At 45.4% G+C, this 12,002-nt stretch carries 11 protein-coding genes and 1 other annotated feature; of the genes, 3 read left to right on the top strand and 8 right to left on the bottom strand.

Annotation, left to right across the window (positions count from 1 at the left end; all coding sequences use genetic code 11):
* Positions 1 to 153 precede the first annotated feature (153 nt).
* The gene (locus NST44_RS20190; protein ID WP_144872945.1) at positions 154 to 1,101 is read right to left on the bottom strand and encodes an ArsR/SmtB family transcription factor; all 948 of its coding nucleotides are present in this window, start codon (positions 1,099 to 1,101) and stop codon (positions 154 to 156) included.
* 170 nt (positions 1,102 to 1,271) lie between these two features.
* Here NST44_RS20190 and NST44_RS20185 point away from each other — a divergent pair, with 170 nt between their 5' ends.
* Positions 1,272 to 2,762: a glycoside hydrolase family 43 protein gene (locus NST44_RS20185; RefSeq protein WP_210094835.1), complete on the top strand. Its 1,491-nt coding sequence runs from the start codon at positions 1,272 to 1,274 to the stop codon at positions 2,760 to 2,762.
* Positions 2,763 to 2,960: 198 nt separating this feature from the next.
* On the opposite strand, the gene NST44_RS20180 is transcribed toward NST44_RS20185, so the two are convergent.
* Positions 2,961 to 3,455, bottom strand: a complete 495-nt coding sequence (locus tag NST44_RS20180; RefSeq protein ID WP_210094834.1) for a hypothetical protein — start codon at positions 3,453 to 3,455, stop codon at positions 2,961 to 2,963.
* Positions 3,456 to 3,611: 156 nt separating this feature from the next.
* Between NST44_RS20180 and NST44_RS20175 the strand changes: the two genes are divergently transcribed.
* The gene (locus tag NST44_RS20175) at positions 3,612 to 4,205 is read left to right on the top strand and encodes a TetR/AcrR family transcriptional regulator (protein ID WP_210094833.1); all 594 of its coding nucleotides are present in this window, start codon (positions 3,612 to 3,614) and stop codon (positions 4,203 to 4,205) included.
* Positions 4,206 to 4,274: 69 nt separating this feature from the next.
* Here the strand turns inward: NST44_RS20175 and gltX are convergent, their stop codons facing one another.
* Both gltX and NST44_RS20165 read right to left on the bottom strand, forming a co-directional pair.
* Positions 4,275 to 5,948: a glutamate--tRNA ligase gene (gltX, locus tag NST44_RS20170; RefSeq protein ID WP_210094832.1), complete on the bottom strand. Its 1,674-nt coding sequence runs from the start codon at positions 5,946 to 5,948 to the stop codon at positions 4,275 to 4,277.
* A gap of 46 nt (positions 5,949 to 5,994) precedes the next feature.
* Positions 5,995 to 6,236: a binding site (T-box leader), on the bottom strand.
* An 80-nt stretch (positions 6,237 to 6,316) separates the two neighbouring features.
* Complete coding sequence (locus tag NST44_RS20165; protein ID WP_007128130.1) at positions 6,317 to 6,769, bottom strand: hypothetical protein; 453 nt, start codon at positions 6,767 to 6,769, stop codon at positions 6,317 to 6,319.
* Between the two features lie 232 nt (positions 6,770 to 7,001).
* Here NST44_RS20165 and NST44_RS20160 point away from each other — a divergent pair, with 232 nt between their 5' ends.
* Positions 7,002 to 7,970, top strand: a complete 969-nt coding sequence (locus NST44_RS20160; protein WP_040738107.1) for a bile acid:sodium symporter family protein — start codon at positions 7,002 to 7,004, stop codon at positions 7,968 to 7,970.
* Positions 7,971 to 8,003: 33 nt separating this feature from the next.
* Here NST44_RS20160 and NST44_RS20155 read toward each other — a convergent pair whose 3' ends face one another.
* From NST44_RS20155 to NST44_RS20140, 4 genes are all read right to left on the bottom strand, one after another.
* Positions 8,004 to 9,119: a hypothetical protein gene (locus tag NST44_RS20155; RefSeq protein ID WP_007128132.1), complete on the bottom strand. Its 1,116-nt coding sequence runs from the start codon at positions 9,117 to 9,119 to the stop codon at positions 8,004 to 8,006.
* 47 nt (positions 9,120 to 9,166) lie between these two features.
* Positions 9,167 to 9,796, bottom strand: a complete 630-nt coding sequence (vat(I), locus tag NST44_RS20150; RefSeq protein ID WP_007128133.1) for a streptogramin A O-acetyltransferase Vat(I) — start codon at positions 9,794 to 9,796, stop codon at positions 9,167 to 9,169.
* A gap of 405 nt (positions 9,797 to 10,201) precedes the next feature.
* Positions 10,202 to 11,053 (bottom strand): copper amine oxidase N-terminal domain-containing protein, encoded by an 852-nt coding sequence (locus NST44_RS20145; RefSeq protein WP_245255991.1) that lies wholly within the window; start codon positions 11,051 to 11,053, stop codon positions 10,202 to 10,204.
* A 217-nt stretch (positions 11,054 to 11,270) separates the two neighbouring features.
* Positions 11,271 to 11,681, bottom strand: a complete 411-nt coding sequence (locus NST44_RS20140) for a DoxX family protein (protein ID WP_007128135.1) — start codon at positions 11,679 to 11,681, stop codon at positions 11,271 to 11,273.
* Positions 11,682 to 12,002 lie beyond the last annotated feature (321 nt).

The raw sequence follows: 12,002 nt of genomic DNA, 5'->3' as shown, positions 1-12,002 counted from the left end.
GACGTATTCTTCAATGAGCCAGACCGCGTTCACCGATAGCTTCATTGCGGTATCAGGCTGCTGATGTTCCGAAGTTATCCTTTCAATTTTTTAACCAAGAGATCCGTCCGCGATGAGACGGATCTCTTTTTATCCTCTAAGTCTCAACGATATTCAAAGCATAACTCCCGTCCTGTTGCTGATTTTATGGTCATCGTTAAGGTATGCACGAATCACGATGTCTTGATCGTGATTGCCGAATCCGGCTCCGTAGAGCGTCAATCCCCCTACATTAACCGCATGCTCATCCACCGCGAAGCGAAGTGTCCAGAACGGTTCCCACAGCTTGAGATCCCCCAGGGTCACCTCCGACATCCGTTCTTGATCCATGTACGTACCCGATGCATCAATCCGGATCGTCTTCAATAACCCGTATTGATTCACGTTTCGATGCCACCATTCAGGTGTAAATCTCCCCCGGGCCGCTCTTCCGAAATCAGCCGGACTCGTCCATGTGCCAAGGGAGATCCCGTTGAAGGTGAATTCAATATCCGATGGCCAATAATCTCTTAAGCCTGGAGCTTCCGAAGCAATCTCCATGGAGATTTCAATCGCTTCCGCGGTTTGATCAGCCAGCAAAAAGTTAGGCATTTTGTATTCTACAAAGCCCCAGCCAAACCACAGAATGGCGGCGTGTACCCGTTCGGGATCTAGAAAGTAGCGCGGATCGTCCCAAACTCCGATTTCTTTCTCGCGTGTACCTAGCCCGCAAGTCGGATGGACCTCAAAAGCGGTGTAATGACCGACTGAGATCCGCTGCTCTCTGATTCTCGCGGGCTCGCTGGCAAAAGGCAGCTCAATCTCGATGGTTTTTTGTTTGAGAAAACACATTTTGTGCGTCCCCCCGCCCTGCCGGACCCTCCGACTTCCGATGAGTCCGGCTTGTTCGAGTTTTCGGATATGCATGGTGACGATAGATGGACTGAGTTCCAATCGATTGGCAATATCCTTCACATTCATCTCGTGATCGGCAATGAGGCTCATGATGCTCCATCTGACCTCGCTGGCTAAAGCTTCATACAACGGCATAAATTTCGGTTCCCCGTTTGCTTTGATGATCATCATAATCTCCTCACCGCTTCTATTGGATTCACATATATATTAATTTAATGGATTTAACATGCATCTTCAAACCGAATCCATTGCAAGACTTTAATCCATGGTGTTTAATTTCATTAGCTGCTCATCCTGTTAGATTTATATACATGTGAATTTATGAAAGAGGTGCACCAATGAAATACAATAACCCGCTCATCAAAGGCTTCTATCCTGACCCCAGTGTATGCAAAGTTGAAGATACATATTATCTAGTATGCAGTTCCTTTCAATACTTCCCCGGTGTTCCGATTTTCGAGAGCAAGGACCTGATCAACTGGAAGCAAATCGGTCATTGCCTAACCAGAGAGAGTCAAGTTCAGCTCGGCAAGGTAAGCAGTTCCGGCGGCGTCTTCGCCCCTACGATCCGGCATCACAACGGAAGATTCTATATGACCACTACCAACGACACTACACGTCAAAACTTCTATGTATGGACGGACGATATTTACGGTGAATGGTCCGAACCGATTCATGTAGATCAAGGGGGGATCGATCCCGATTTGTATTTTGAAGACGGAAAAGTGTTCTTTATGAGCAACGGGAAGGACGATAACGGGATTGGCGGAATCGTACAGTGTGAAATTGACATTGAAACAGGCGACAAGCTGTCGCAGAGTCGTTCCATATGGCAAGGGACAGGCGGACGCTATTTGGAAAGCCCTCATATGTATAAAATAAACGGCCGGTATTACCTCATGGCGGCTGAAGGCGGCACAGAATACGGACATATGGTGACTTATGCACGGGCGGATTCGATCTCTGGCCCGTTCGAAGCCTATCCGAACAATCCCGTATTGACCAATCGCAATCTGGGTGGTTATGAGCTGCAGGGAGTTGGCCATGGCGATCTGATTCAAGATAACGACGGAAATTGGTGGATGCTCCACCTGGGTTTCCGTCAAATCGGCCAATGGCTTACCTATCATCATCTAGGCCGCGAAGTTTTCCTTACGCCGGTAACGTTTGGCGAGGATGGCTGGTTTACGGCAGGACATAACGGCACCGTCCTTACGAGTTTTGAAACCGATCGGATCCCCAGTCATGTCATCCAGCGGGAGAAAAAAACCTTTACGTTCGAGAACACGGATTGGAATCTGGACTGGTGCTTCCTGCGCCATCCCGCTCTTGAGAACTATCGGTTAGAAATCGATAAAGCACAGCTAAAAGGGACCGCAGTGAGTTTGGATGTGCCGGAGTCCCCGACGTTTATCGGCATTCGTCAAAGAGACTTCAACGCCGAAATCTCATGCGATGTGCAGCTTACAAGCGGAGAAGCCGGCATCACGCTCTATATGGATGAACATCATCATTACGATTTAGCCTTAAGTAAAGAGGATAACGGTTATAAAGTGATCGAGCGGCTGAATATCGGTGATATTAAATCCATTGAAGCTCAAGTAGAGCTGGGTAATGTCAACCATGCAACTTTGAAAATACGGGCAAGTCATGAGCGCTACAGCTTCTTCATTCACGCTAACGGCAAGGAGATACAATTAGGAACGGCGCAAACCAGATACCTTTCCTCTGAGGTTGCGGGAGGATTTACAGGCGTACTCATCGGTTTATATGCCTTTGGAGAAGGCTCCATGGCCGAGTTTTCACGGTTTACTTGCGATTATTTTTAAAAGTTCCACTTGATCGGTTTGTCTAGACAAATAGAGAGCCGGTTACTCAGGATTAACCTGGGTACCGGCTTTCATTGTGACTATGTTCTGTACCGTTTATGAAAGTCGCTATCTGAGAGGATGATGTAAAAGCCGGAGATACCTCTCAGTGCTTTTCATCATCATGCATCAGTACCCTAGTCGCTTTCTTGACAAGGGTCAAGAGGCAAAACCTTTGTTCTTCACCCGTCGCACCAAAAGCCATCCGATCCCGTTGACCAATATGAGCCCGAAAATCGTATTTCCCAAAGGCGCCCAACCGTCCTTCCCGGTCAACGTAACGCTCAGGACGACTTTTCCGATTAACGCTAGATTCAGAATGACCAAACCCATTTTCAAAGAATGCTTCCAAAATGCAGTACCAATCGCAACGACGAATGCCATCATTAACGTTAAAGTGATCACGGCCGTAACTGGATCGCTTAACAGCATCTTTTCATATTCCAAGACGGTTTGCATTTGCGGATTGATCGTATCCGGAGCCGGGAACCAAACCATGCTGCTCATCATCAGAATAAAAGTAATCAGGATCCCTTTCCAACTGCGTTTGTAAGCGTAAAAAGCCAGAATTACAAGGAAAATAGGGCGGATATACCAGCTTAGAGGGTTTAAGTGGCGCTGAAACGCCCAATCTAGCCATTCCTGGATCATCATGTTCTTATTCACCTTTCCACTTTTGTGTGTTTTGAATTAAAACCATTCAATACATTCAATTTATCCACAAAATTACATGACGTCAATATATTTTGAATGATTTTACTTGTTTTCATTCAAAACATTGCGTATGCTAAGCATGGAGGTGCACTAAGAATGAACGGATATCAAGCCCGTACAGAGATGAAAAAGGAACGTATTCGTAAAGCGGCGCTGGAGTTATTTAATAAATGGGGGGTCGAGAAGGTAAGTCTTGCCCAAATTGCCAAGCATGCGGAAGTGTCCCCTGTAACTATTTATAATTATTTCGGAACCAAGCCTCAGCTTGTGCGGCATGTAATCATAACGATGCTTGAAGAAGCGTGGCAGCAGCGCATCGTCTTGTTGCAAAGCAACCTGCCGTTTCATGAAAAAATTGAAAAGATGTTCTTCTCCACCACGGAGATGGCGGAAAACGTGGCACCTGAATTGCTGGAACCGTTACTTTCGAACGATCCAGAAATTGTAACTGCAGTGGAAAACATCTACCGGAAATATGAACCGGAGCTCATTAGCTTCATCGAATCCGGCCGGGATGAAGGTTACGTAAACCCGGGGGTCTCATCGGAAACGATCCTGTTGTACTTCACGATCCTGAAGGAGGTCAGCGCCAAAATCAAACGTTTCGACGGAAGCGAAGAAGCTGCACGACAGACGCGTGAATTGATGGAGATCGTATTTTATGGTTTCCTGGTCAAGCCCTCCTGCTGATATCCCGCCTGGAAATGGCCGGTCTTTTCATCTCGTCCTAAACGAAAAAATGACCGGCGGCTCGACCGGTCATTTCCCTTTAAACTCCGATGACAACATAAATCTCTGCATTCGTGCAAGAACCCGATTCTCGCCCATGACTTTCATCATTTCAAACAAATCAGGTGTATGGGTTCTATTGGTTAAAACGACCCTAATGACCATCGCGACATCACCAACATGCCCCTTGTACCGGTTAGGATCGCCTCTATATTGCTTCATGTCCTTTGCATATCCGAGTTCAGCAGCAAGCTCTTTCAAGGTTTCGAACCCATCCTTGTCATGATTAAACCTATGCGATTTGCTGAAACCTCGTACAATTTCTTTCGCAGCATCTATACTTATACTGGCAGGTAACTTATAGCCGCTCAAGACATCCTTTTCAAACCATTCGTCATAAAAGAAAGCAATTTTTATCTTTACATCTGACCACTTGGCATAATCTTTTCTTGGCTTCTCGATGGTTCGACCCATGTTTAGAATTTGAACGGTGTATTCCTGGTTCTTCTCGATTAATGTGTATAGCTCGGGATCAAATTCCTTAGACCAAGTGGACAAATGGTCAAACATTTGTTTACCCGTAAGCTTTGAGATCACATCCTTGCTGATATCGCTAAGTTTATTCATGTCTAACAAGGCACCGCTGGCATTCATTTTGTCCGTATCGATTGAAAAGTCTCTAAATGAGGGATGCGGGTTCCCCTTCCTCCATTCTTCAAAGTCAGAATTAATGAGAGTCATAAAGTATTCGCTTATTGCAAATCCGGGGTATCCTTGTTCTTGGTAATACGCAGCGGTACCATCAAGATCCTTACGTTTACTGAACTTCCGTTTAGAAGCTCCGACTTGCTTCATGATTGGAGCAATATGTCCATATTCCGGTGCTCTAAATCCCAGGGTTTCAAACAGCTGAATGTGGACAGGGACTGAGGAAAGCCATTCATCGCCCCGAATGACATGGGTTGTACCCATCAGATAATCATCGATGGCATGAGCAAAGTGATAGGTTGGTAAACCATCCGTTTTCATGATCACAATATCTTGCTCATTTTCGGGTAACTCTATCGGGCCTTTCACCAAATCATTGTACATGATCCTCCTGTCTAGTGAACCTGAAGATCGAAGCCGGAGCACAAACGATTTGCCCTTTACAATCTCCTCTTTGGCTTGCTCACAGGTGAGATCCCGATGTTTAGCCCAGCTGCCATAATATCCTGTTGTTACTTTTAACTTTTGCTGGGTTATTCTTATCTTTTGTAAATCACCCGGATCACAGAAGCAAGGATAAGCCAATCCATGCCGCACCAAGTGCTTCATAAAAACCTTATAAATTTGGATACGCTCGCTCTGTTTATAAGGTCCGTATGCCCCTTGATCGACACCTGAAAGATCAGGTCCCTCATCAAAATGAATCCCGAAGGATAACAATGAATGGATCATGTCTTCCACGCTGCCCTGTACTTCTCGTTTCTTATCGGTGTCTTCGATCCGCAGGATAAAAACTCCATTGCTTTGGTGAGCTAATCGTTCCGATATGAGAGCTGCGTAAAGCCCGCCAATATTCAATGAACCCGTTGGGCTCGGTGCAAAACGCGTCACCATAGCCGATGCAGGCAGATTTCTCGGCGGATATAGGGAGTCCATATCTGTTGGTAACTGCTTGACATCCGGAAACAACAGTTCTGCCATATTCTCATTTGACATCTTTTATCCCCCTCATGGTTCAATAAAAAAAAAGCCCCTCATCCTGTTAAAGGACGAAAGGCTTTGCTTCCGCGTTACCACCTAAATTGGTTATACACCCGCTCATTATGCAGCAATCCATGATGTTGCCGCATATTTCGTTAACGGGAAATCCCCGATAGACCTACTCCCGTTATTTTCGGTCTACTGCTCCAAGGCTTCCTTCATTAAGCTCGAATACCCATTCTCACCGGCATGGGCTCTCTAAGATTCGAGGGATTAACTACTCTTCCTCTTCCCTGCATTTTACAATATGTGGATGTCATTGCTAATACAATAATTTATGATGACCACGTTGTCAAGAATCGATTCGAATCTGTGACCGTTAACTATGCACCTGCGAAAGAACTGAAGTATTTATTCGCTGACGGCCGATACATAAAGATTAATGCAGCAATTACAGAGGCCAAATGAACGATTCGACTTATTCCAAACAAAGTGGAGGATACCGTCATCCCCGTTAAGGCCGTATCCAGCGAATTTCCTTCCATTAACCATTGGATTGGGTCCATTAATAAGCTAACCGTTCCAATCCCCCCTAGAAGAATGGTTAAGACGATCCGGGCCCACTGTTTTCCTCGTTGCATTTTAACAATAACATATACGAGTGCGGCAAAAATAAGGCTTCTGATTCCCACTTGAATCATAATGCCCATCCCGGCTTCTGATCCGCTTGATAGCATTTGAGTGACAGCTATAGCCATCTCGAATACCCCCGCTCCAACTGCAACAAGCCACAACAAATAAGACTTTTTAATATCAGATGGAATCCTCTTATTCATCAATACACATTCCTTCCATTTGGTTGTTATCGTTATGTTACTTGAATGAGGGTTTACTGCAAAACCGCCTCAAGACGGATTGAGAGCTCAATCTACAGCATCATATTACGATCATGAATGAAATTAGCGGAGGAAAGGAAGTCGAATGTGTATCGTTTCCCATAAAAACGAACGCCTGACTCTATTAAAGATGTATAATAGAACATCATATGGTAAAAGGATGTCTACTTCTATGCTACAGGTTCTGAATCAACACTTGAATCGGATTATGCCCCTGATTACACCCTCGAGCATTCTGCTTGGCGTGCTCTGCGGTAGCTGGCTCTCTCCTTATACCTTTCTGTCCCCGTGGCTGTTTGCTTTTATGACGTTTTCAGGCAGTATCAGCCTCAGCTTCCGGGATTTAGTCGGAGTTCTTCGCAAGCCGCTTCCTCTCTTTGTATGTCTGTTCATCTTGCATCTTGCCATGCCTCTTGTTGCTCTGGGACTCGGCCATATCGTTTATCCGACAGATGCATATACCATTACAGGAATGGTGCTGGCTGCCGCGATCCCCACGGGGATATCGAGCTTCGTCTGGGTGTCGATCTATCGCGGCAACATCGCGCTTACGCTGAGCATCATTCTGATTGATACACTGCTTGCGCCCTTTATCGTTCCGGGAATCATGTCACTTCTGCTCGGTACGAGCATTCATCTGGATTCGGCAGCCATGATGGGCAGCTTGTTCTGGATGATCGTGGTTCCCTCCCTCCTCGGCATGCTATTGAATGAATGGACCAAAGGTGCCATCGCACCGGTTTGGGGACCCAGGCTGAATCCCTTCTCAAAGCTGTTCATGGCTATTGTGGTAGCCATAAACGGCTCCGTTGTTGCCCCTTATTTAAAGAATATTGACTGGCCGCTTGTCTTAATGGCCCTAGTCATTATTCTGCTAGCCGCCACAGGGTATCTGTTATGTTATCTGAGCTCCCGCTTGCTGAGATGGAATAAAGCTGATCAGGTAGCTCTCATGTTCAACGGAGGGATGCGAAATATAAGCGCAGGAGCCGTACTGGCTGTTACCTATTTCCCTCCCCCAGTTGCAGTTCCGGTCATCCTTGGGATGATTTTTCAGCAAATGATGGCTTCGATGATTGGCTATCTGATTGGTCGCCGCTTGGAGCCGCGGCAAGGTTCCAATAAAGCGAATGCAGCTTAGGCGAACGGGTCGGACTCAGACCTAAGACATGAATCAAACCCTGTTCACATAAAATGACTCGAATTCAGCAACCGAGTCGAACTGATTCAAAGCCACACCTTCTATTCTAAGGTGATTCTCTAATTGTTCGATCATCTGCAGGACAGCTATTCGCAATGGTTCGAAATCTTTGGGATCCAGAAGCGCTGTGAGATCCGGATAGCCGAAGCGATGGTAAATTTCCCGATATTCGCCCAAATCGAACATACCCGGCCAGCGTCCCGTTTCGGCTGCGTACAACATGCGTGCCAAGCTATCCTGTATACCTGCAGCAACGAAAAATGCGGTTTCATAGTGGCCTTTTTCGCAAGCGGTGAGGAGTTTGTTAAGCATTCCTTTCTCCTCTTCGTAGTATCCCTTCATCCAAGCTTGGTATGAACGCAATCCTGCCAGCTTATTTTTTCGTTCTGAAATGAGATAAAGCGTGTCTAAAGTCAGTTTCTCGCAAGCAGACTTGATTTCCTCTATAGATTGGCTGAACATCATTGTATCAAGGCAGAGATCCAGTTCGTCTGGCTTAATTAGGAGGTCTCTGAATTGCTCGCGATAATGGCCCCACATGCGTGTATAGTAAGTTTGGTTTAACAATGCAAGAGCTCTAAAAATGTTAGCGGCAATTTCATGTGCCAATATCCGACTAAAGGATAAATCCATGGCTTCTCCGGCAAACTGGAACTTCACAAGGCCAGTAAAACAATCACGCACGACTCCCTCAGCTCTGTTGATCATTGTTAACGTGTTGGACGGCTCCCGTATAGAGGATATCGTCTCTCGGAGTTTCATGAACCTCGCCAGGTCTTCTTCTGAACGCACATACAATAGTTCACAATCCGCGATAATGGTCGTGCTCCAGTCTTCAGAGGTTGACATTCTTTCAGCACGATCCCATCCGATCGGCCAGAAATCAAAACTAATCCCGTCGATAATAAACTGTAATTCCACTTGTTTTCCTCTAGGCGTGGCCGGAATGAAGAAAAAGTCTAAATCCGACCGCTCTGTCGCCCTTCCCTGCAAATAGGATCCGTAATATCCGACAATCGCCACATCCTGCGTGTAATGGGTCTTAATATGCTTGACGATGATATCGGCTACGGCAAAAACATCAACCATCCTGTAACCTCCTTGTGGATCGTGTTCCTCCATTCCAATCATGAAGCCTACTGTCTCATTTTTCTGAGCACTTCCATATCACCGCTTACAATCGCGCCTATATATTCATTGATGACTTCGATGTCGCAATCCCACCATTTGATTTCCAATAATTCTTGAATGACTTCGTTGGAATAGCGCTTGCGGATTTCCCGTGCAGGATTTCCTCCAACAATCGTATAGGGCTCCACATCCTTTACAACGACAGCTTCTGCAGCAATGATTGCCCCGTCGCCGATCCGTACACCCGGCATGATTGTTGCCCGCCTTCCGATCCATACGTCATTTCCAATGACCGTATCTCCCTTGATCGGCAATTGATCTAAGGATGGAGTGAATATCTCCCAACCGTTTCCAAAGATATTAAATGGAAAGGTCGAACCGTCCATCCGATGGTTCCCACCATCCATCATAAAACGAGCTTCAGAAGCGATTGAGCAAAACTTGCCGATCAATAATTTCGTTCCAATGAACTCATAATGGTACAAAACTTGATCCTCGAAGGATTCTCCGTTTAACGCATAGTAATAGGAATAATCCCCTGCGATAATATTAGGTTTGGTAATCGTGTTCTTAATAAACTGGAGATTCTTATCCCCGGGTATTGGATATCTCTCATTTGGATTCGGTCCTGTCATGGTTACATCATCCTTTCTCTTCGCAAATTGATCCGGCTGGAACGCTAATATCTTTCACACCATAATCGGCCGCACAACAAAAAGCCCCCTTTCCGGTCATCGGATAGGAGGCACATATACAAACAAAAGACGTACTGCAAGCCAAAACAAGCAGTCGCTCTTTATGATTATATAAAAAAAGCCCGCACGAATCCTATCCCGAAAACCTGAAAACATAGATTTCCTTTGGTGGATAGGATTAGTAAATCATCGGCTTGTGGTCACCCTTTCTTTACTGAATAAGATAAATTTACCATACCCCTAAAGGTGGAATCAACTCCTTTTTACCAATTGCGTTCCCCAGTCGTTAAACAATCGAGAAACTCTGGTACCTTCGACTTACCTTACACAAGTTCGCTGTACCGTTTATCGGGCAAACACGTTCAGCACATTGCCGCTCTCATCTTCGATCATACGGATATTGTGATCATCAATGAGTTGAATGGTACCGTCCGGCTTTAAGGTTTCATGCCTCTCCATTAATCCATGGGCAATGGATTTACGAATCAATCCTTGATTTTTAAATATTAGCGTATACAGATCATATTCTTTGGTCTCTCGATTCGTGTATTCAATCGTTACAATAAGCAGACCCTTAGGAGTCCAATTGAAGTTTTGGGTAAGATTATGCGTATTCGCATTAATGTCTTTCATGCCTAGCGGAATTGTAGTTTTTTGATTCGTGTACGCATTCGTAATTTCCAGATCTCCTTTTGCTGCCCGAATCGTATAGCTGTATCCCATCTTGCCGCCGCCATAGAAGATATCCGTGTAATTATTGAGGCCCGTCACGGTTACTTTTCCCGTCTTGGCGTCCCGATTGGTCACTTCCCCATCCAAAGCTGCCGCGAGGAACCGAATCGGTACATAAAGGTGACTCATATACCGTACAGGTTCTCTGCCCATATCCACTTTACGACCATCGACTTCAGCAATGCTGCTTCCCATACGTATAGCAATGCGTTTCTGATCCGACTTGAGCACCACCGTATTGTCTTGTTCCATCCCCGAATGCAGACGTGCCATGTTACCCAACGAGTAAAAGCTTCCGTAAGTCACTCCGTCCTTCTTAAGCGTCTTTATACGCGAGGTACGACCATCTTCCCATTGCAGCTCCAGCACAACGTACTTGGAGGCTGCATGAGATTCTTGAGCTCCCATAGGCAAAAGCACGGAGATAAGAAATATAGCGGCAGCTGCAAGTTTCCAGTGCTTCATCTTCACAGTGATCTCTCCCACTAATTGTATTTTTTATGGCTATAATAGAAACGCTTTTAGGTTCATAAAAGTTACTTGCATATCAAAAGCCATCATACAGAAGAATGACTTTTGGACGAAAATATAACGGGACAAAAAACACCATCGAAGCCATTGGGTTGTTGTTCGGGTTATGCGCTTGCGTTTTCGCTTATGTAAGTCCGGGAACCTCAGATGCCTATTTGGCCTTTCGATCCTCAGGTCTGAAATACCAGGAGACACCGGTTAGGATGAAAAGCAATAACGACTGATAGATCTCGCCAAATGAATCGCCTAATCCAATATGTGAAATGATGGCTCCTGACATTGTAAAGAAAAAACCGGCGTAAGCCCATTCTTTAAGCAGAGGAAATTTAGGGATTAAAATTGCAATCACGCCCAAAATTTTAGAAACGCCAAGGATAATGAGAAAATAGGAAGGGTAGCCTAAATGCTTCATCATCTCCACTTCGGCATCCATTTTCATGAGTTGAACAATCCCCGCTGAAAGCATTCCTAGTGCAAGCCAAGCGGTAGCAATCCAATAGATCATTTTATTTCTTTTGGTCATGCTCCTTGCGTTTGTTTTCTTACCAATCACCGTGTTCATCTGTTTCCTCCTCCATATCATGTGGTTCAACTTAACATACTCAAGAATCCAGTCAGCTCAAATGGATTGCTCTTATTAAGACACCATTTGGTGTCTGTTTGATTATAGGTCACCTTTTGGTGTCGTGTCAACGCCCTTTTTAAGCACCGAATGGGACGGGAAGGTCGGTCCGGGAGATAAGGCTAGTCAAGTCCTTGTAGGTAACCCAAAAAAGAATGAGCGCAGGATTTTATCCTGCGCTCAACGTGGTACTAGGGCTATATGTACTAGTCAAATGAAGCTACGGTTGCAGTTGCTAAACTGGCCATCGGCTCCTCAATG

Origin of the sequence: Paenibacillus sp. FSL W8-0919 (assembly GCF_038003785.1) — a bacterium.
Lineage (GTDB): Bacteria > Bacillota > Bacilli > Paenibacillales > Paenibacillaceae > Paenibacillus_AQ > Paenibacillus_AQ lactis.
The sequence above is the reverse complement of the archived record's forward strand: the minus strand, read 5'-3'. Positions and strand labels throughout refer to the sequence as shown.